The sequence below is a fragment of the Sulfurimonas sp. genome, assembly GCF_023228785.1.
Lineage (GTDB): Bacteria > Campylobacterota > Campylobacteria > Campylobacterales > Sulfurimonadaceae > Sulfurimonas.
Window position 1 is genome coordinate 1 of sequence record NZ_JALOAN010000022.1, and the last position, 21,283, is coordinate 21,283.

The window sequence follows — 21,283 nt, forward strand, 5'->3', positions numbered from 1 at the left end:
GATAAAAAAAACCGCTTTTATATAATAAAAAATTTTTCTTACAAAGGGTGAATGTGTTAGATAAAATGACACCAAATCAAAGACTTATGCTAGCAGTAGCAGCGTCTATAATCTTTTTCGTAGCTTATACAGCAATTTTTCCACCAGAGGAGCCACAACAAGAAGTGGCAAAAGCAAAGCAAGGTGTTGAACTAAAACATCAAAATACAACAGAGAACTCACAAGATATAGTTGAACCAACAACTGGACACTCTATAACTAAAGAAGTTAGCGAAGTGGCAGGTCGCTCAAACACTATTTCAACAGTTACTCACAAAAATTTTATCTTAAAAATCGATACACTAGGTCGCATTAGTTCAAAAGAGCTTTTACAGGCAAAGTTTAACAATAAAGATGGCGGGCACTCACAACTCATCCCAGAAACTGGAATGAAACCACTATATATAAGATTTTTAGACGAAGTGATAGATAATGAATCAAAAACTGTTGCATATAGCGCATCAGTAGAGAAAATTGCACTTGATGGAAGCCCTCAAAAAGTTACACTAACTCAAAAACTATCATCACTAACAGTTACAAAAGAGATCACTTTTTATGCTGATGGACATTACGATGCAAAGATTTCTCTATCTGATGACAAAAGATACTATATATATCTAGGTCAAAGACCACAAGTAACAGAGCAGATGATGACTATTTCTGGTGCTATGGTCTATACAGATGATGAAATAGCAACTATCGTAGAAGATGGTGATGCTGAGGGTAGAAAAACTTTTAGCGGAGTTGAATTGATTTCTGCATTTGATCAGTATTCTGCAACTATAATGTATGGTTTTGCAAAAGATACTGTAATTACTCTTGAGAGAGATAGAGAAGACAACCCTGTGATCTACTTTGATGCACTTCAAGAGATGAGTTTTAGTGGATATGTTGGTCAAAAAGAGTATAAAGTTCTAGAAAATATTAAACCAGTTCTTACAAACGCTATAGAGTATGGTTGGTTTACTTTTGCATCAAAGCCTCTTTTTCAACTCCTTTCATGGCTTCATGGGATCTTTGGTAATTGGGGTTGGTCTATTATAGCCCTTACTCTGATTATTAGAACTATTTTGTATCCTTTGACATATAAAGGTATGGTCTCTATGCAAAAGATCAAAGAGATCTCACCTAAGATCAAAGAGCTTCAAGCAAAACATAAAGGCGATCCACAACGCATGAATGCTGCAGTTATGGAGATGTATAAAAAACACAATGCAAATCCGCTTGGTGGTTGTTTGCCAATGCTACTACAGATCCCAGTATTTTTTGCGATCTACCGCGTACTTTTAAATGCAGTTGAACTACAAGGTGCACCTTGGATCATGTGGGTTGGTGATCTTTCATTAAAAGATCCGTACTATATTTTACCTATTTTAATGGGTGCATCTATGTACTATCAACAAAAGCTTACGCCAAATAACTTTACTGATCCATTGCAAGAAAAAGTATTTAAGTATTTACCAGTTATATTTACTCTATTTTTCTTAACTTTCCCATCTGGTTTAGTTCTTTACTGGTTTGTAAATAACCTCTTCTCAATAGCTCAACAATCTATCGTAAACTTACAGTTTAAAAATGCTAAAGAAGCAGAGATAGCTGTTAGTGATCACGCAAAAAAAGTAGAACATAAAGAAGCGCAAGAAGAAAAAAGTTCAAAAAAATCTAATGGAAGAAAAGATGATTAAAATAGAGTCTGCAACTCTAGAAGAAGCTTATAAAGATGCTGCTTCTTCGTTGGAGTGTTCTGTTACACAGCTTAAAATAGAAGTAGTTCAGTATCCATCCAAAGGCTTTTTAGGACTCTTTAAAAAGAGTGCTATCATAGTTGCTATAAAAGAAGAAGAGAAGTTTAACTCAAGTGAGAAAGAAACAAGCGTTAAGCTAGATAGAGTCATAAAACAAGAAAAACAAGAAAAAATTTCTAAGATAAAAAAACAAGAGATCAAGCAAGAGATCAAAGAAGAACCAAAGCGAACTAAAACATTTAAAGTAAGTCAAACTATCATAAACGATACAATTATGCCGGAGTCTTTTGTAAGCACTCAAGATGAAGAATACGATGATGACATAGATTCGTATCTTGCAGATTATGATGATGAATATGATGACAATAATGATTTGCCATCAAATCAAGAGATAGCAAAAAGCGTACAAAAAGATATAAATCAACTTTTTAAGTCAATATGTTTTGATATAGATGAGATTGAAGTAAGCGTTTATGATGAAAATACACTTTTAGTTGAGTTTAAAGGTGAAGATGCAGCTTTGCTTATCGGTAAAGAGGGTTATCGGTATAAAGCACTCTCATACATGATATTTAACTGGATAAACACAAAATACCAACTACAACTTCGCCTAGAAATTGCAGAGTTCTTGAAAAATCAAGAAGAGTCGATATCAAGATATTTGGGCGGGGTAAAAGAGAGTGTTGAGAGAGATGGAAGAGCTCAAACTAAGATACTTGATGGTGTATTAGTCCAAATCGCTCTAAGAGAATTAAGAGAGATCTACCCTGATAAATATGTAGCTATCCGTTCAACTCGTGATGGACTCAAATATATCATTATAAATGATTATCACACTTCATAATGATGACTGAAACAATAAGTGCCATAGCTACAGCTAATGGCATAGGTTCTATCGCAATCATCCGCATAAGTGGTGATTGTGCCTTAGAGATTGCAAAAAAACTAAGCAAAAAACAAGACTTTTCTCCAAGATACGCAACTCTTAGCACACTATATGACTCGCAAAACACTCTTATAGATGAATCGATAATAATTTACTTTAAAGCTCCGTTTTCTTTTACTGCAGAAGATGTAGTTGAGATCCAGTGTCATGGTGGTTATATAGTAGCCCAAAGCATACTAAAGGCTACACTTGACGCTGGAGCTAGACTTGCCACCGCTGGAGAATTTTCTAAACGAGCTTTCTTTAATGGGCGCATAGATCTAAGTGAAGCTGAGGCGATAGCTGGGCTCATTGAAGCAAAAAGTGAAGACGCAGCAAAGATCTTAGCTCGGCAAATGAAAGGCTCACTAAAAGAGTATATAGAAAACATTAGAGATGAGATGATACATATACTTGCCTACTCAGAAGTTAGCATTGACTATGCAGAAGAAGATCTACCACAAGATCTCATAGATCAGATTGAGAGTAAACTCAGCAAACTTGAAAATTCACTACAATCAACTCTTATAGCTTCAAAATCGCGAGAGGGTTTGATGCAAGGCTTTAAAGTTGCCATCATTGGAAAACCAAATGTTGGCAAGAGCTCGTTGCTAAACTCACTACTTAACTACAACAGAGCTATAGTTAGCGATATTGCAGGAACTACAAGAGACACCATAGAAGAGCAAGTAAGAGTTGGCTCGCATCTTATTCGCATAGTAGATACTGCAGGTATAAGAGAGTCAAGCGATGAGATAGAACGCATAGGTATAGAGAGATCTTTAGAAGCAATACAAGACTCAGATATTGTTATAGCACTCTTTGATGGTTCAAGAGTTATGGACGATGAAGATAAACAGATACTCTCTTTGATAGAGACAAACACAAAAGATAAAGAAATTTTATTTGTAAAAAACAAGATAGATCTAGAGTCTCTTTTTGAGTTTAAAGGGAGAAAATTTGATCTAGAGTTAAACTCAAAAGAGAGTGTAACTTCACTTATAGGTGTACTAAAGTCTATTATGGACAAGAGTAATAGTTCTGATGAGATAATGCTTATCTCTCAAAGACAAGTCTTGGCTGTACAAAACACACTAAGTAACATAGAAGAAGCATTTGAACCATTGCGTGATCAAGAGTTAGAGATCTTCTCTTTTCATCTCAATGAGGCTATAAAAGAGATCTCTTCAATAACCAGACCGTTTGAAAATGATGAGATGCTAGATAAGATGTTTGGCTCTTTTTGTTTAGGAAAATAGATTGAAGTATATCGCTATAGATCTAGGACTAAAAAGAATTGGTTTGGCTTACTCCGCTCATAAAGATCTAGTAACTCCACTACCTGCAATTATAAGAAAAAATCGTAATCAGGCATCCGATGAAGTTAAAAAAGTTTTAAAAGAGTGGGAGGTGGATGCAGTAGTCATTGGCATCCCACTTGGTGGAAGTAGCGAAGATGAGATGAGGCGACGAATAGAACATTTTATGAATTTAGTAGATTTTAAGGGTGAAGTTTTTTTTCAAGATGAAGCTGGAAGTTCAAAAGAAGCACAGACTTTGATGAGAGGCGAGATCAAGCAGATCCGAGATGGGCGAATAGACTCCATCTCAGCTATGATAATACTTCAAAGATATCTCTACAGCATTAAAGATTAAAAAATTCCGCAGCCTCTTCTTCGTCGTCAGTTAACTCATCTCTTTTAAAGTCAGGATCATTTTCAATCATATCTTTTATTTTAGCTTGACAATAATTAAACAAAACCTCTTTAGCCTCTTCATCATCACTTAAAAATCCAAGTCCGCTAAACTGGTATGGTTCTTCTTGTTCTATACAGTAAATAATACCCTTACATCTCTCTTCTAAGACTTCAACTAAGGTTCTATAGTTGATATTAAACTCAGTAGCATGCCAACCAATGTCTTCAAGACTCTTGTTTGAAAACTCAGCTACACCATCAGCAGTTGTGTCATCATAAGATGCACGAGGCATATTTACGCCTATAAGTTCTTGCCAATTTGCAAAAGCTTTTATCAAAACTCTATCTTTATCTTCTACTAATTGATAGTTTTTTCCTAAAACACTCTCAAACTTCTCTACTTTTTCAGGTTTACCTTGATAGATTAGTATCTCTTTACTATTAAATGGTGATTCTTTAATCTCTCCATATATGTTAATGGCAAAGTTTTTTGAAGAGTTTATGGCACAAAGCAGAGCATTTTTATCTACTGTGATTATCTCTTTAAATAGGTTGAACTTTTTCATTTTAAGCCTTTTATCTGTAAATATAAGGAGTATTATAAAAGTTTTTGCTTTATTTCAGTATAATGCGCAAAAATGATTGAGCGCTAAGGCTTAATATTAAGAGAAGGAAAAATAATGGCATTAAATGTTTACTATGACAAAGATTGTAATATCGAACTTATCAAGAGCAAAAAAGTAGCAATGATAGGTTTTGGTTCTCAAGGACACGCTCACGCTGAAAACTTAAGAGATAGCGGTGTTGAGGTATGTGTAGGTTTAAGAAAAGGTGGTTCATCTTGGGCTAAAGCTGAGGCTAAAAATTTTGAAGTTTTAACTATCGCAGAAGCATCTGCAAAAGCTGATGTTATTATGATTCTTTTACCAGATGAAAACCAATCAGAAATCTACAAAAATGAGATTGAACCAAACTTAAAAAGTGGTGCTACAATCGCATTTGGTCATGGGTTTAACATCCATTATGGTCGTATAATTCCAAGATCTGATATAAATGTAACTATGATAGCTCCAAAAGCTCCAGGACACACTGTAAGAAGTGAATTTGTTCGTGGTGGTGGTATTCCAGATCTAATCGCTGTTGGTCAAAATCCTTCAGGTACAACTAAAGAGTTAGCACTTTCATATGCATCAGCTATTGGTGGTGGTAGAACTGCGATTATCGAAACTACTTTTAAAGATGAGACTGAGACTGATCTTTTTGGAGAGCAAGCTGTTTTATGTGGTGGTGCAACTGCACTTGTTCAAGCTGGATTTGAAACATTAACTGAAGCTGGTTATGCTCCAGAACTTGCATACTTTGAGTGTCTACATGAACTTAAACTAATCGTTGACTTAATGTTTGAGGGTGGTATTGCTGATATGAGATATTCAATTTCTAACACTGCTGAGTATGGTGACTATGTTTCAGGTAAGCGTGTTATTAATGCTGAGAGTAAACAAGCAATGCGTGATATCTTAACAGAGATCCAAGATGGTAGATTTGCTAAAGACTTCATCCTAGAAGGTCAAGCTGGTTATCCTCGTATGAATGCTGAGAGAAATAACGATAAGACTAAGTTAATTACTGTTACTGGTAATAAACTTCGTGAAATGATGCCGTGGATAGGCTCAAATAAGATAGTAAACCAAGATAAAAACTAAAATAGCGACGCAACTTCTGCGTCGTTACACTCTTCACGCACAGCAGTGCGCTTCATCGTTAGACTCCTTGAATTTACATCACTCTTTTAGTTTTTCCAAAAATCAAAATATAAATGAATTTATCTCGTTACCATACTAAAGTATGTTTCCTCAACAAGCACCTTGTAACTACACACTTTTTTTCATTTTCAAAATTCATATTTTAAATAACATTGTTTTAATGTTCACATGATTTTCGGAAGCGATGCTTCAGCTTCGCACTACATGGGTTCAAAGCTATTATATCTTTTAAAGCCCAACTGAAACCTCGCTTCCAAATAATGGCGAAACTTTAATTACAGTAGCTTCTGAACTCGTATAAGCGTGGAGAGCAAAATAGCACCTTTATCTATATGAGAACTTTTCATCTTTAGTTCACTATCAAGTAGCAAGCTATGTAGTTTGTAGTAAGTATTTGGTTTTATCTTCAAGCTAAGGGCCGCTTTTTCATCTACCACAAAACTAGGAGCTGGATATCCTAGGATCTCTAACGCGTTTGGTCTGCCATTTACTCTAATGTATATGTTAAACATATAGAGTTGTGTTATGTATGAGCAGATCATAGTTAGGACTCTTATCTCATCTTCGCCGTGTTCTAGGATGTTGAGTAAGTCTTCTTTGAACTCTTTTTTTGAGAGTATCTTTTTTATAAAGTCATCTAAGCTTATCTCGCCAAGTCCAGATACAAGGTTGTCTATATCTTTTGTAGTTATCTCTTTGTCATAAACGCGAAATTTATCCATCTCGTTTGCAGCTAAAGATATATCAGAGTTGTGAATATTTAGTAGATGAGCTAAAGAATATTTATCTATATTTACATCTTTTTCTTTTGCGATTTGTAGTAATATTTGCAGTGCTTCATTATGGTTTGGATTGAAAAATCTTACACACATTGTGCTTTTATTTTTATAAGCATTGCCATAAGATTTATGATCATCTCCAAAGTAAGCATAAACAAATATATTGTCTTTGTTTTTCTCACAAAGTTCTACTAACTCATCTAGATCCTTTTTTGGAACTTTTTTCTCGCTTTTAATAATGAGAACATTCACATCGCTAAATAATGAAGCTTGAGATAGATGAGCTTTTGCGAGTTTCGCATCATACTCATCATGGTAAAGTGATAAAGTAGATGCATCTGTTATATTTGTGAGTCTATCAACATAACTCTCTATAAGAAAAGCACTCTCGCCAAAAAGAACAAAACTGTTTGAGATAGAGTTGTTTTGAAGATGTTTGTCAAATTCAGCTCTGTACATCACTACTCTCTACTACATGAGCATAGATCTTAGCTTTTGCAATATCTGCTTTATCTATACAAACGACTACATCTTGAAATAGGACTGCATTATCTGCAGCAGTTATAAGAAGTCTAGCTCCACTAATCTCATCTAAGATCTCAGCTTTGTATTCTGGTTTTGTAGCTGTTATTCTAGCTTTGAAATTTTTCTCTAAGTTTTCATTCGCCCATCTAGCAAATTTTCTTTGAGCAAATTCAGCTTCGATACTACTAGCTTCTCTCTCTTTTTCACTGATGGTCATTGTAAGTGCCTCAATGTTTCTTAAAACATAAGAGCCTTCTTGTGTATCATTGTTGTTAATAGCTTTTAGAAGTCTGTGGACTATTAAGTCTGAGTAGCGTCTAATTGGCGATGTAAAGTGTGTGTAAGCCTCAAAGCCAAGTCCAAAGTGTCCAGAGTTAAGCGGTGCATATTTTGCTTGCATCTGAGAGCGGATAATGAGAGTATCTACTTCTGATTCTAGATCCATCTCTTTAGCTTGGTTTTGTATATCTGTGATGGTCTCTTTCATAGAGTTTTTGATGTCTATGGACATTCCAATCCCAGCTAATTCTTGGTACAAGATCTGCAGTTTGCCCTGGCTTGGTTCTTCGTGGATCCTAAAGATCCCACGAGAGTATTTCGCAGCAGCTTCTTTGTTAGCTAGAAGCATACAATCTTCTATAAGAGCGTGAGATGGAGTCTCCTCTGCATAAGATGTTGATACTATATTTGACTCTTCATCGATGTTGAGTTCAAGTTCTTTAGAGTGAAAGTCATAACCAACTTTTAATCTCTTTTTCTTGAGTGCATCTGTTATGTCTCGAAGTTTTTTCAGCCATGAAAAGATCTCTTTTTCTTCTTCATTTTTTGGATCAGTTTTGCCCTCAAATAGTGCATCTATCTCTTCATAGTCAAATCTTCTCTTTGAATGAATAATGGCTTCATAAACTTTAGATTGTTTAACTTCAAGTGAGTCAAGATCTAGCTTCATCTCAAAGACATAAGAGAGTCTATCTTTGTTAGGTTGGAGCGAGCAGAGAGTCTCGCTTAGTTCCCGCGGAAGCATAGGGATAGAGCGATGTGGAAGATAGATACTAAAACTTCTATATATAGCTTCATTATCAATCGCTCCAAAAGGTTTTACATACTCACTAACATCAGCTATAGCGACATAAAGAGTTGAGTTTTTATCATCCCAAAAGATGGCATCATCAAAATCTTTTGCAGTTACTGGATCTATAGTACAAAAAGATAGTTCTCGCAGATCTACTCTTGATGGGTATTTAGATGCATCTACTTCTTCAAATGAACTCGCTATTTTTAAGACCTCTTCATCAAAGGCATCGTGCTTGTTATATTGTGCTAAAACTATCTTCTCATCGACCTTTGGATCTTGTAGATTTCCAAGTCTCTCCATAATAGTGTTTTCTTGATTGCTAACTTTAAAAACATCATCGATCTCATATTTATCTAACTCTTCTTGAGTAAGTTCTACTCCAACAGGATGGTCGTTTTTAAGGTTGACTAATGATTTTCTTTCATGTTTTAAAACTACATAAGCTATGCTATAACTCTCAGCACGACCAACGATCTCAGCTACTTTTGCACTAGGAGTGCCTCTAACTCCTAAGAGCCTTTGAGCGATGATGAGATCTCCCTCTTTAGCATCTGCTAAGTCCGATTCACCAATGAAGAGATCTCGAACATTCTCGCCTATGACATTTAAGTAGGCAGTTGAATTTTGAACAAGTCCAAGAGTTCCAGCACGAAATTTTGAGTTAAATTTGTAAAGATTATCTTTTCTAGTGATATATCCTTTTGTTAAAAAACTATTTATATGAGGGAGTTCGTCTGGGCTTATGTCTTGCTCACTCAAACCTAGAGTGAGTTTTATTAGAAGAGATTTCAAAGCAGAATTATCTAATGTTTTCTAAAGCTTGCTCAAAGCTTGGCATATCAAGCCCATATTTGCTTATCAACTCTTTTGCAGCTTCTACACTTGCATCTGTTACGATGCCGTCTATTGGAACAGTTGTGCGGACAACATGCAAGATCTGTGCAGGTCTCTTATCTTGTTCTTCTGCTTTGTCTGGATCTTGACAAAATGCTATGGTATTTACAAGTCCCTCTTCAAATCTCCAGTGCTTAAAAATAGATGAGCTTACTTCTGGTGTATCAATACCCATGATTTTTCTCTCAGCAGCTTCAACATCTTGAAGTTCATTTAATGCATCTTTAAAGGCTTCTACTTTTCCATCAGCTATGATTTGTTGAGATATTAAAACTTTGCCAATTTCTACAAGAAAGGCAGCTGGAGAGAGAACTCCAAGAAGTTTGTTCTCTTTTCTTAAACACCATGCGGTAGTTAGCCCATGTTGCTTTTTTGATAGTGCTGAAAACATATCGTTGTTAATGTTGTAGGGAGATAGATCTAGTGAAAAACTTTTTTTAACAATGCTAGCAAGTGCAAAACCTCTAACTGTTCCCATTCCAAAAAGTCCTACAGCTTGAGATATAGCATTTATCTCTCTTGAAAAACCATAGAGTGGTGAGTTTGCAGCTTTTAAAATGTCAGCAGTTAAAAGGGGATCTTTTTCTAAAATTTTTACCATATCGTTAAAACTACTATCTGGATCTTGATAGACAGCTTCTATCTGTAGTGCAGATTCTGGAAGCGGAGGTAATTGTTTGATTTTTTTTAGTATCTCATCATTCATAAATGCTCTCTTTGATTGAAATTAAGTTATTGGTACAATTATAACTTAATATTTACAATATAGTGATACTATTTTTGTATCACATACAAAAGGACTGACATGCAAAGAGACGCTATGCTTACTCAACTAGGTTATGCACCAAACAATGCTCTTTTGAGCCAACTTGAGAAGATCGAGAAAAATACTATTGGATATGACAAGATCCAGAAGCATATTATGGATCTTCATGATCACTTAAAAGTTGATGGCTCTTACGTAGCACTATCAAATTCAAATGACTATTTTAAGATAAAAGTTGAGGCTCCAAGTTCAGAGTCAGCACTTGAAGCACATGAAAAAATTAAGCACTTTAGCGACAAGTTTAAAGTGAGAGTAAACAAACTTGATAATAAAGAGACCTATTATATTTTAGGTTTTGAGAGTTAAGCTATGATAAAAAAAGTAGGCTCTTTATAAAATGACCAGAGAACCTATGACTTTAGAGAGTTACGATCTTCTCACAGAAGAATTTAAGTATCTCCTAGAAGTCGAAAAACCAAAAACTGCACAAGAAAAACTTGTAGCTGCTGCACAAGGTGATAGAAGCGAAAATGCTGACTATCACGCTGCAAAAGAGAAACTTCGTTTTATAGATAAAAGACTTTTTTTCCTCGACTCAATGATACAAAAAGCACAAATTATAGATCCATCTCTCTTTAATCACGATAGGGTGAGTTTTGGAAGTAGTGTAAGTGTTTTAAACATTAATAGCCAGAAGCAAGAGCACTATACAATCTGCGGAGTTGTAGAGAGTGAGCCAGAGATAGGTCTTATCTCAATGAATTCTCCACTAGCAAAAGCGATGCTTACAAAAGAGGTCGATGATGACTTCTATGTCAAACTTCCAAATGAGACAAAACACTATGAAATTTTAAGCATAGAGTATAAAGATATCTACTCTCTAAAGAAAAACAAGAGAACAAAAACCGACTTCGCCTTTCATTAAAATTGTTATTAGAACAAATTAGATATAATCCCCCATTAAAAATCAATTTTTAGGAATCTTCCGTGAGCCAACAACTACCAGATATAGAGACACAGCTTGCAAATCATAAACTTTCTCAAGATGATTATGCACATATAAAAGAGATTTTAAAAAGAGAGCCAAACTTAGTTGAGCTTGGGATCTTCTCTGCGATGTGGAGTGAACACTGCTCTTATAAGTCTTCAAAAGTACACTTAAAAGGCTTTCCTACAGAAGCTCCATGGGTCATTCAAGGTCCAGGAGAAAATGCTGGAGTTATAGATATTGGTGGTGGATATGCTGCTGTATTTAAGATGGAATCACATAACCATCCAAGCTTTATAGAACCATATCAAGGTGCTGCTACTGGTGTTGGTGGGATTATGCGTGATGTCTTTACTATGGGAGCAAGACCTGTTGCATCTCTAAATGCTTTGCGATTTGGAAATATCCTAAACGACGATAAAACTTCAGCTCATCAGAGATACTTAGTTCGCGGAGTAACTGCCGGGATCGGTGGTTATGGAAACTGTATGGGAGTTCCAACAATTGGTGGAGAAGTTAGTTTTGATGAGTGCTATAACGGCAACATCTTAGTAAACGCTTTTAACCTAGGTATTGCAAAAACTGATGAGATATTTTATGGTCGCGCTGATGGTGTTGGCAATCCAGTAATTTATGTTGGTGCAAAAACTGGTAGAGACGGTTTAGGTGGAGCTGTTATGAGTAGTGACAGTTTTACAGAGGAATCAAAATCTCTTCGTCCAACTGTTCAAGTAGGAGATCCTTTTACTGAAAAACTTCTACTTGAAGCTTGTATGGAACTCTTTAAAACTGATCATGTTGTTGGGATACAAGATATGGGTGCAGCTGGACTTACCTCTTCATCTTTTGAAATGGCAGGTCGCTCGGGTGCTGGTATGATAATGCATCTTGACCGTGTTCCAGCACGTGAAGAGGGCATGACTCCTTATGACTTCATGCTTAGTGAGTCCCAAGAGCGTATGCTTCTTTGTGCTAAAGCTGGATCTGAACAAGCTATTATAGATATTTTTGAAAAATGGGATCTTGATGCTGCTGTTATTGGTGAAGTAACTGATACTGGAAATATGGAACTTTTTTGGCACGGAGAAAAAGTGGCTGAGGTTCCAGTAGATCCAGTGAGTGAAGAGGCACCAGAGTTAAACCGCCCTATGAGTCGTCCAACTTATTTGGATGAACTAAAGAGCGTAACTATAAACGATTTTGAAACTGTTTCAAACCAAGATGCATTTGAGAAGCTTACTAAGTCTATGGAAGTTGTAGATAAATCGTGGATCTATAGTCAGTATGACTCTATGGTTCAAACTAACACTATCAAAAAAGGCGGCATGCTCGATGCTTCAGTTATCCGCATAAAAGAGAACGGTAAAGCTCTTGCTATGAGTGCTGATTGTAATGTTCGTTACTGCTACATAGATCCAAAAGCCGGAGCTGCGGCTGCGACTATAGAAGCTGGGCGAAATGTTGCTATGAGCGGAGCTAGACCTTTAGCGATAACAGATTGTCTGAACTTTGGTAACCCACAAAATCCAGAAGTTATGTGGCAGTTTGCACAAGCTTGTCTTGGTATAAAAGAGGCGTGTTTAGAACTTAGCACTCCTGTTATTGGTGGAAATGTCTCACTTTACAATGAGACAAATGGTGTATCTGTTTTTCCAACTCCATCGATCGCAACAGTTGGTGTAAACGATGACCAAAACAATGTTCTTATGTCTAGCTTTGGCGGAGTGGGCAATGCCCTTTACTTAGTAGGTGAGTCAAAAAGTGAATTTGGTGGATCTCTCTACATGAAAGAACTTTTTAACAAAGTAGCTGGAGAGATGCCAAGTATTGACTACAAAAAAGAGTTGGCTCTTTGGGATCTAGTCATCGAAGCCAACAAAAAACATCTACTTGAATGTGCTAAAGATGCGAGTAGTGGTGGTGTAGCTATTGCACTTGCTAAAATGGCTGCAACTTCAGGTCTTGGTTGCGATGTTGAGATGAGTGTGAGCGACAGTAGAGATATCTTTGCGGAGTCTATGAGTAGAGCTATTATAGAGGTTAAACCTGAAAATTGTGAAGCCTTTGAAGCTATGCTTGATGAGTCTTTGGCATGTGAGAAAATCGGAGTAGTTGGCGGAGATAACATTAAAATTAACGATGTTTTAATGAGCCTAGAAGAGTTGCAAGACAACTACTTCAACACCTTTAAAAAGGTAATAGAGAGAGTTTAAAAACTCTCTCTTAAGAGTTATTTTTTAAGTAAGAGATTAACTCTGGATCTAACTCTTTTTTCTTTGAAGTAACTTCTTCTATAGTCTTAAACTCAAACCCATTTTTTGTATAACAGATAACGCTTCTATTGTTCCCACTAAGAAGCCCATCTATAGCGTGGTTTACAAACTTATAAGCCATGAGTCTATCATATGTGCTAGGGTTACCACCTCGTTGAACATGACCTAAGATACTAACCTTTGACTCCATGCCAATAACATTCTCAAACCATTGTGAAATATCTGATGACTTATCTTTTATACCTTCAGAAACTATAGCTATGAAGTATCTTCTGCCATTTTTTATCTGTTTTTTGAACTCTTCTTCATACTTTTTAAGATCATACTCAACTTCAGGAATAAGACACAACTCAGATCCAGAGGTGAGATGTGAGACAAGAGCTAAGTAGCCACAATCTCTACCCATAGTCTCTATAACAAAAGCTCTTCTAAATGAAGATGCAGTGTCTCTGATGGCATCTATAGAGACTTTTATGATGTTAAGAGCGGTGTCAACCCCCAAAGAGTAGTCAGTTCCGTTTATATCGTTGTCAATTGTTGCAGGAATACCGCAAAATTTTATGCCGCTCTCTTGGTAAAAGATATCGAGACCTTTTAAGGAACCATCACCACCCATGGCAACAAGCATATCAATACCTCTAGCATCTAGGTTTTGTTTTGCGATATCTCTATATTTTTTCTCATGAAATCTCTTGCTTCTTGCACTTCCTATATTTGTTCCACCACGATTGATAATCCCAGAGACATCAGAGTAGCTAGCCTCTTTTATCTCATCATCGATCAAACCCTCATATCCGTTGTAGATTAGATGTGGAATCAAACCTTTTTGTATGGAGTACTCTACAAAGTGTTTGAGTGCAGGATTCATCCCAGATACATCACCACCAGAACAAAGAATTGCAATTTTTTTCATATTAAAACCTCTATAAATATTTTCTTCTACAAAATTACGAAAGGGTATTTAAACTATTCTTTAAGAGAGTTGAACTCAAAGCTTATAGTTTCATAATAATAGTTTAGCTAAAATTGCGATAAATGTATTATTAGAAGATAAAAGGATAGTTTTTTGGCAAAGAGAGCATTAGTAAGTGTTAGTGATAAAAGTGGCGTAGTTGAGTTTTGTAAGAGACTTGTGAGCAATGGTTACGAGATAGTCTCAACAGGTGGAACATATAAGATACTGCTAGAAAATGGTGTAAAAGCTATAGAGATCGATGAGGTTACAAAGTTTCCAGAGTGTTTTGAAGGAAGAGTAAAGACTCTAAATCCATTTGTTCATGGTGGAATTTTATATCGCCGTGATAAAGAATCACACATCAGCCAAGCAAAAGAGTTAGGCGTTGAGTCTATAGATCTAGTCTGTGTGAACCTTTATCCTTTTAAAGAGACTATACAAAGAACTGATGATTTTGATGAGATCATAGAAAACATCGACATCGGCGGACCTGCTATGGTTAGAAGTGCTGCAAAAAACTTTGATAGCGTTATAATTGTTACAGATGTAACTGATTATGATGAGGTAATTGACGCGATAGAGAATGAGAAAAACACAAAAGAGTTTCGCAGATCTTACATGATAAAAGCTTATGAGCATACTGCCGCTTATGACTCTATGATTGCAAACTATATGAATGAGCGCTTTAATGGTGGCTTTGGTAAGAAACAGTTTATAGTTGGAAGCAAAGTTATGGATACTCGTTATGGAGAAAATCCTCATCAAAAAGGTGCTTTGTATGAATTTGGCAAACACTACAGTGATAACTTTAAAACTCTAAAAGGCGAGGCTAGTTTTAACAACCTTAATGATTTAAGCGGTGCTGTTAAAATCGCTTCTGCATTTGGCGATGAAAATGCTGTTTGTATCACAAAACACGGAAATCCCTGCGGATTTGCTATAAAAGATACACTACTCGAAGCTTATGAAGAAGCCCTCAAATGTGACCCAGTCTCTGCATTTGGTGGAGTTGTAGCGGTTAATGGCGTTGTGACTCGTGAGTTAGCACTAAAGATGAATGAGATCTTTTTAGAAGTTATAATCGCAGGTCGTATAACCGAAGAAGCGCAAGAAGTTTTTGCATCTAAAAAGCGTATCAAGCTTTTTGAGCAAGGGAGTGATAAGTTAATTTTAGCACTTGATAAGAAGGACTTCAAGCATATTGATGGCGGCTTTGTATATCAAGATGCAGATAAAGTTAATGACAATGAAGTAAGAGATGCAAAGCTTGTTAGTAAAAAAGCGGCAAGTGAAGACGAGTTAAAAGATATGGAGATAGCATATAAAGTAGCATCTCTTACAAAGTCAAACTGTGTAGTTTATGTTAAAAACTCTGCAATGGTAGCAGTTGGTATGGGAATGACAAGTCGTGTAGATGCAAGTCAATGTGCACTTAAAAAAGCTAAGGAGATGGGACTAGATGTAACTGGAGCTGCACTTGCGAGTGAAGCATTTTTCCCGTTTCGTGACTCTATAGATGCAGCAGCAGAGGCTGGTGTAAAGAGTGTCATAGAGCCAGGTGGATCTATTCGTGATGATGAGATCATTGCAGCAGCTGATGAGTTTGGCATGAGTCTTTACTTTTCAGAGGTTAGACACTTTTTACATTAAGGTTTATCTCTTAATGCCCCAAAGCCAAGAGATGTTAAGCTAAGTAAAACCCCTGCAGTGGAAGGGTCAAAATCTCTGATTTTGGGGTACCCACCATGAAGCCGTTTTATGTGCTTAGCATCTCTGAATGAACACCTTGATTGACATCCACTCAACTCTTATGATATACTGTCGCTTAGTTAATCTAACAATTATAATACAAAATATAGGAAAAAATAAATGGCTAAATCGTTATACAAGACTCTTGAAGTATCGGAAAATGCGAGCGAGAGCGAGATTAAAAAAGCGTATAGAAAGCTTGCTCGTCAGTATCATCCAGATGTAAACAAAGATAAAGGTGCTGAAGATAAATTTAAAGAGATAAATGCTGCTTATGAAATACTAAGCGATAAAGAGAAAAAACAGCAGTATGATAGACATGGTGATAATATGTTTGGTGGTCAAAATTTCCATGATTTTTCTCGCTCTCAAGCAGGTGGTAGTGCTGATTTGGATGAAATCCTTCGTCAGATGTTTGCTGGAGGCGGTGGTTTTGGTGGATTTGGAGGCTCTAGTAGTTTTGATGGCTTTAGAGGGCAGCAGCAACAAGCAAATCTAGATATTGAGACAAGTGTCACTATCCCTTTTAGTGTCTCAATCCTTGGTGGTTCACACTCGGTATCTGTAAATGGGGAGAGATTTGATATCAAGATCCCAGCTGGTGTAAAAAGTGGCGAGAAGATGCGAGTAAAAGGCAAAGGTCACGCTCAAGGTGGAAGAGCAGGGGATCTGTTTTTAAAGATAAGCGTAGCTCCAAATCCGGACTATATAAGAGAAGATGATGACTTGATTAAAAGTTTTGATGTCCCTCTTCAAGCTGCTCTTTTTGGTGATAAAATCTCTATACAAACCCTAGAAAAAGAGATAAAGCTAAAAGTTCCTAGTAACACTAAAAATGGACAAAGATTTCGTGTTAAAGAGATGGGTGCGATGAACAGAAAAACTAAAGTTCGTGGTGACTTATATCTTGAAGCAAATATAGTCCTACCTAAGATTGAAGATCTAGACGAAGATCTAGTAAAAGTTATGAAAGAAAAGCTTCCAAAAGAATAAATATATGAAAAAGGGGAAAATATGATTCATAAGTATGATGAACCAGTTTATCTAATAAGCATTGTTGCTAAGATTTTAGATATTCATCCGCAAACTCTAAGGCAGTATGAGAGAGAAAATCTCATATCTCCTTCGCGCTCAAATGGTCGCATAAGATTATATTCTCAAAGAGATATAGATAAGATCAAACTTATACTTAGACTTACTCGTGAGCTAGGTGTAAATTTAGCAGGTGTGGATATTATACTGAGACTTAAAGAGAATGTAGATGATATGGAATCAGAGATACTAGATCTAAGACATAAAGTCTCGCGCGCACAAAACTCTCACGCGGTATCTCCAGATAAGGCACTAGTAACTAAAAAAAGCATTTATGAGATGATTATATTTAAGTAATTTTACTCTTTTAATCTCTTTACATTTGCTCCAACAGCTTCTAGCTTCTTCTCTAGTGCATCATAGCCACGATCTAAGTGGTAGATTCTATGTACATTTGTGATCCCATCAGCGACTAAACCAGCTAAAACTAGAGCACTTGAAGCTCTTAGATCTGTAGCCATAACATCCGTTCCGCTTAATTTTGTACCGCCATTTATAGTTGCTACATTACCATTTAAAGAGATATCTGCACCCATTCTTTGGAGCTCACTTACATGCATAAATCTATTTTCAAAAAGTTTTTCTTCTATGATAGAAGTTCCCTTTGCTTGAGTTGCAAGAGCTAGAAACTGCGCTTGCATATCTGTAGGAAATGCAGGATATTCTTGTGTAACTATTTTTATAGGTTTTATGACTTTTGATGGATGGATAGTTATAGTCTCTTGTGTAATAGTAAAAGTTGAGCCCATCTCTTCAAGCTTTGCTAATACTGAGCCTAAATGATGAGAATTAACATGAGTAAGAGTAAGTTCAGATCTAGTTATTGCCCCAGCACAAAGATAGGTTCCAGCTTCTATACGATCTGGAATAACTGAGAATTCTTCTATATCTACTAACTCTCCATTAGTGCCATGTATCTTTAACACAGCTGTTCCGATACCCTCGATCTTGACGCCACTTGCATTTAAAATCTCACAAAGCTGAACCACTTCAGGCTCTCTTGCAGCGTTTACGATAGTTGTCTCTCCAGATGCAAGGGCTGCAGCCATAACTATATTTGCAGTTCCAGTTACTGTTATCTTATCAAAGATAATCTCACAACCCTTAAGTCCATTTGGTGCAATTGCATGAATATATCCAGCTTCTATATTTATCTTCGCCCCCATCTGCTCTAGTGCTTTTAAGTGCAAATCAACTGGTCTTTGACCAATGGCACAACCACCTGGAAGAGAGACCTCACAATGTCCAAATCTGGCTAAAATTGGACCTAAGACAAGGATAGATGCTCTCATGGTTTTTACTATGTCGTATGTTGCTTTGGTTTGAGTGAGAGTTGAAGTATCAACAATAACTCTATCATCACAAAATTCGCAATATGCACCAAGATTTGACAATAGTTTTAGGAGTGTATTTATATCTGCAACATGAGGCAGATTTTTTATATTTACGCTATTTTTTGCAACAATTGTCATTGCAATTAAAGGAAGAGAAGCGTTTTTAGCACCTGAGATTTTGATGTTTCCACTTAGAGATTTAACTCTTTTTATTTGTAAATAGTCCATTTATATCTTTTATATTTTATTGATGAAATTATATCTAAATTAGTTACTTAGTTGGTGTAAAGTTATGCATAAAAGATGTTAACTCATCTTTTGCAACAGGCTTTGAGAAATAATAACCTTGAAGTTCATCGCAACCCATCTCTTTTAATAAGTCCACATGCTCCTTAGTCTCAACGCCTTCAGCAACTGTAGTAAAACCTAACGAGTGTGCCATGGAGATTATAGCATGAACTATTGCTTTATCATCTGCATCATCTATGATATCTAAGACAAAAGTTTTATCGATTTTGAGGCTGTTTATAGGAAATTTTTTGAGGTATGATAAAGAAGAGTGCCCAGTACCAAAGTCATCTATGGCTATAGATACGCCAGTTTGTTTAAGTTCTTTTAAAATTCTAAGAGTATTGTTAATATTTATCATTGAGAGTGTTTCTGTGATCTCAAACTCTACTTGAGCAGGATTGACTTCATATCTCTCAATCATAGTCGATACAAAAGAGATGAGTCTTGGATCTTGAAACTGTCTTGCTGAGAGGTTTATGGCGATTTTTAGTCCGCTTAGTCCTAGTCTATTTAGTTCTTGTAGTTTTGAGATAGACTCTTCTATAACTATATTTCCAAGTTCAACCATCAAGCCTGTACTCTCTGCAATATGAATAAAATCATCGGGCATTATGATGCCATTTGTTGGATGAATCCACCTAACTAAAGCTTCTGCCCCTGAAATAAACCCATCTTTAGCATTGACTTTTACTTGATAATATACTTCTATTTGCTCTTTGTTTTTAACTGCTTGAGTTAGGTCCTGTTCTAAGTTAAGTTGTTTATCTACGAAATTTCCCATGCTCTTAGAGTAGATGGCAAAACTATTTCTGCCACTACTTTTGGCTTCATACATTGCAGTATCTGCATTTCTTATAAGCTCATCAGCACTCTCTCCATGCTCTGGATATAGCGCTATTCCCATACTTGAAGTTATGTATAGTTGATGCTTTCCGATATCGTGTTTGCATTGAAGAGTATTTTGAACTTTGTTTGCAATGATGTTAGCATCTTCATGGGATTTTACTGATGGTAAGAGTATGATAAATTCATCTCCCCCTAGTCTTGAGAGGGTATCGGACTCTCTTAGATGGATTTTTAATATTTTTGATATATGTATGAGAAGTTCATCCCCAACGCTGTGTCCGAGTGTGTCATTTATGAGTTTGAAGTGGTCTAAATCTAAAAACATAACAGCTAGACATGTCTCTTGTCTTTTTGCATATTGTAGGGCTTTTTCCATCCTATCTTGGAGAAGTGTTCTGTTTGCAAGTCCAGTCAGAGCATCATAATAAGCGAGTCTCTCTATGGTTTGTTTGTTTTTTATATCGTTTGTTATATCCATAGTAATTGCAGTTATTCTTACTTGACCACCTTGTTTTTTTCTAACCTTACCTTTTGTTTGAACAAAAATTTCTTTTTTACTTTGGAGCGTAAGAGCATACTTAATATTAAACTTCGAGCCATTTTTTATGGCCTCTTCTAAAATATTTAAAATCCTTTGAGAATCTTCTTTTGAGATATAAGCTAAAAGGTCATCCCAAGTTATTACAGTTCCAAATCTCACTCCTAAAATACGATAAATTTCATCACTTAGAGTTAGTTCTTTTTCTACAACATTATATTCCCAACTCCCAACTTTAGCTAACCTCTGAGCTTCTTTTAGGTGTGCTTCTTTTTGTTTTATGGTTTCATTTAACTCTTTAGTGCTTTGTATGTAAGATTTTAGTTTATTTACCATAATGCCAGCAGACTTACTTATAGTCCCTATCTCATCATTTGTGTCTATGCTAACAATACTAACTTCGGTGTCATAAGGATTGAATTTTTCAAGTGATTTGGCTAGAACTCTGAGTTTTTTTAAAGAGTTATATAGTAAAAATCCAAGAAAAATGATAGCAAGTCCAAAGATAAAAACGCCACCGATGAAGTATCTGTAGAAGTTTTGCATATATGTTTCATAAGAATGATTTGAGTATATTAGTGTAACGCTTGCTAATTTATTTAAAGTGCCATCTTTGAAAATATCTTTAGTAAATGAAAAATGTTTATCATCTTGTAGTTTTTGTATTGATTTTTCTTTTTTATAAACAACAAGAGGCTTATCAAGTAGATCTGAGTCTATTTTAATAAGTAGGATTTTTTTGTGTTTGAGATAAGGTTTGATTATGACTTCAAGTTTGTCAAAAGTTCTGTTTTGCAAGTTAGTTGAGATTTCATCATGAAGTTTCTTCTCTATGGAAGTAACTTCTTCTTTGACAAGATAGATATAACCCTCTGAAAAAGAGTCTTTGGCTATAAAAAGTATGAAAAGTATGAAAACACTTGATGATAAAAAAAGTAGCCCAAGAGTTTTAACCGTTAAAGAAGTAAAAGATAGTTTCATGCACAAACCAATTGAGTGATTTTTGATG

18 protein-coding genes are annotated in these 21,283 nt (G+C 35.8%); 11 read left to right on the forward strand and 7 right to left on the reverse strand.

What is annotated here, in order from left to right:
* Nucleotides 1–53: 53 nt before the first annotated feature.
* The 4 genes from yidC to ruvX are packed head-to-tail and all read left to right on the forward strand — an operon-like array spanning nucleotide 54 to nucleotide 4,365.
* Nucleotides 54–1,724, forward strand: a complete 1,671-nt coding sequence (gene yidC / locus M0Q24_RS07000; protein WP_295048826.1) for a membrane protein insertase YidC — start codon at nucleotides 54–56, stop codon at nucleotides 1,722–1,724.
* Complete coding sequence (locus M0Q24_RS07005; RefSeq protein WP_295048828.1) at nucleotides 1,717–2,628, forward strand: Jag N-terminal domain-containing protein; 912 nt, start codon at nucleotides 1,717–1,719, stop codon at nucleotides 2,626–2,628. Before yidC ends, M0Q24_RS07005 begins: the two co-directional genes overlap by 8 nt.
* Nucleotides 2,625–3,968: a tRNA uridine-5-carboxymethylaminomethyl(34) synthesis GTPase MnmE gene (gene mnmE, locus M0Q24_RS07010; RefSeq protein ID WP_295048910.1), complete on the forward strand. Its 1,344-nt coding sequence runs from the start codon at nucleotides 2,625–2,627 to the stop codon at nucleotides 3,966–3,968. The genes M0Q24_RS07005 and mnmE overlap by 4 nt, the downstream gene beginning before the upstream one ends.
* 1 nt (nucleotide 3,969) lies before the next feature.
* Nucleotides 3,970–4,365, forward strand: coding sequence for a Holliday junction resolvase RuvX (gene ruvX / locus M0Q24_RS07015; RefSeq protein ID WP_295048830.1), 396 nt, complete (start codon nucleotides 3,970–3,972; stop codon nucleotides 4,363–4,365).
* Here ruvX and M0Q24_RS07020 read toward each other — a convergent pair.
* Complete coding sequence (locus tag M0Q24_RS07020) at nucleotides 4,355–4,972, reverse strand: hypothetical protein (protein ID WP_295048832.1); 618 nt, start codon at nucleotides 4,970–4,972, stop codon at nucleotides 4,355–4,357. The two genes, ruvX and M0Q24_RS07020, sit on opposite strands and share 11 nt — an antisense overlap.
* A gap of 114 nt (nucleotides 4,973–5,086) precedes the next feature.
* Between M0Q24_RS07020 and ilvC the strand changes: the two genes are divergently transcribed.
* On the forward strand, nucleotides 5,087–6,109 hold the full coding sequence (gene ilvC, locus M0Q24_RS07025) for a ketol-acid reductoisomerase (RefSeq protein WP_295048834.1): 1,023 nt from the start codon (nucleotides 5,087–5,089) through the stop codon (nucleotides 6,107–6,109).
* A 335-nt stretch (nucleotides 6,110–6,444) separates the two neighbouring features.
* On the opposite strand, the gene holA is transcribed toward ilvC, so the two are convergent.
* From holA to M0Q24_RS07040, 3 genes are read right to left on the reverse strand one after another with little or no spacing between them, the layout of a single operon-like run.
* Nucleotides 6,445–7,407, reverse strand: a complete 963-nt coding sequence (holA, locus tag M0Q24_RS07030; RefSeq protein ID WP_295048836.1) for a DNA polymerase III subunit delta — start codon at nucleotides 7,405–7,407, stop codon at nucleotides 6,445–6,447.
* Nucleotides 7,394–9,340 (reverse strand): ribonuclease R family protein, encoded by a 1,947-nt coding sequence (locus tag M0Q24_RS07035; protein ID WP_295048838.1) that lies wholly within the window; start codon nucleotides 9,338–9,340, stop codon nucleotides 7,394–7,396. Before M0Q24_RS07035 ends, holA begins: the two co-directional genes overlap by 14 nt.
* Before the next feature lie 7 nt (nucleotides 9,341–9,347).
* Nucleotides 9,348–10,148: an HDOD domain-containing protein gene (locus M0Q24_RS07040; protein WP_295048840.1), complete on the reverse strand. Its 801-nt coding sequence runs from the start codon at nucleotides 10,146–10,148 to the stop codon at nucleotides 9,348–9,350.
* A gap of 99 nt (nucleotides 10,149–10,247) precedes the next feature.
* Between M0Q24_RS07040 and M0Q24_RS07045 the strand changes: the two genes are divergently transcribed.
* The 3 genes from M0Q24_RS07045 (at nucleotide 10,248) to purL (ending at nucleotide 13,409) form a co-directional block, all read left to right on the forward strand.
* Nucleotides 10,248–10,574, forward strand: coding sequence for a hypothetical protein (locus M0Q24_RS07045; protein ID WP_295048842.1), 327 nt, complete (start codon nucleotides 10,248–10,250; stop codon nucleotides 10,572–10,574).
* A gap of 31 nt (nucleotides 10,575–10,605) precedes the next feature.
* Nucleotides 10,606–11,133, forward strand: a complete 528-nt coding sequence (greA, locus tag M0Q24_RS07050) for a transcription elongation factor GreA (RefSeq protein ID WP_295048844.1) — start codon at nucleotides 10,606–10,608, stop codon at nucleotides 11,131–11,133.
* Nucleotides 11,134–11,195: 62 nt separating this feature from the next.
* Nucleotides 11,196–13,409 (forward strand): phosphoribosylformylglycinamidine synthase subunit PurL, encoded by a 2,214-nt coding sequence (gene purL / locus M0Q24_RS07055; RefSeq protein WP_295048846.1) that lies wholly within the window; start codon nucleotides 11,196–11,198, stop codon nucleotides 13,407–13,409.
* 10 nt (nucleotides 13,410–13,419) lie between these two features.
* Here purL and M0Q24_RS07060 read toward each other — a convergent pair whose 3' ends face one another.
* Nucleotides 13,420–14,382 carry a 6-phosphofructokinase gene (locus M0Q24_RS07060; RefSeq protein ID WP_295048848.1) on the reverse strand — a complete coding sequence of 321 codons (963 nt, stop codon included), beginning with the start codon at nucleotides 14,380–14,382 and terminating at the stop codon, nucleotides 13,420–13,422.
* 153 nt (nucleotides 14,383–14,535) lie between these two features.
* On the opposite strand from M0Q24_RS07060, the gene purH reads away from it, so the two are divergent.
* From purH to M0Q24_RS07075, 3 genes are all read left to right on the forward strand, one after another.
* Entirely contained in the window at nucleotides 14,536–16,074 is a 1,539-nt protein-coding gene (gene purH, locus M0Q24_RS07065; RefSeq protein WP_295048850.1) for a bifunctional phosphoribosylaminoimidazolecarboxamide formyltransferase/IMP cyclohydrolase, read from the forward strand.
* Nucleotides 16,075–16,293: 219 nt separating this feature from the next.
* On the forward strand, nucleotides 16,294–17,166 hold the full coding sequence (locus M0Q24_RS07070) for a DnaJ C-terminal domain-containing protein (protein WP_295048852.1): 873 nt from the start codon (nucleotides 16,294–16,296) through the stop codon (nucleotides 17,164–17,166).
* 21 nt (nucleotides 17,167–17,187) lie between these two features.
* Nucleotides 17,188–17,562, forward strand: coding sequence for a helix-turn-helix transcriptional regulator (locus tag M0Q24_RS07075; RefSeq protein ID WP_295048854.1), 375 nt, complete (start codon nucleotides 17,188–17,190; stop codon nucleotides 17,560–17,562).
* A gap of 2 nt (nucleotides 17,563–17,564) precedes the next feature.
* Here the strand turns inward: M0Q24_RS07075 and murA are convergent, their stop codons facing one another.
* Both murA and M0Q24_RS07085 read right to left on the reverse strand, forming a co-directional pair.
* Nucleotides 17,565–18,827: a UDP-N-acetylglucosamine 1-carboxyvinyltransferase gene (gene murA / locus M0Q24_RS07080; RefSeq protein ID WP_295048856.1), complete on the reverse strand. Its 1,263-nt coding sequence runs from the start codon at nucleotides 18,825–18,827 to the stop codon at nucleotides 17,565–17,567.
* A gap of 43 nt (nucleotides 18,828–18,870) precedes the next feature.
* Nucleotides 18,871–21,255 (reverse strand): GGDEF domain-containing phosphodiesterase, encoded by a 2,385-nt coding sequence (locus M0Q24_RS07085; protein ID WP_295048858.1) that lies wholly within the window; start codon nucleotides 21,253–21,255, stop codon nucleotides 18,871–18,873.
* Nucleotides 21,256–21,283: the final 28 nt, after the last annotated feature.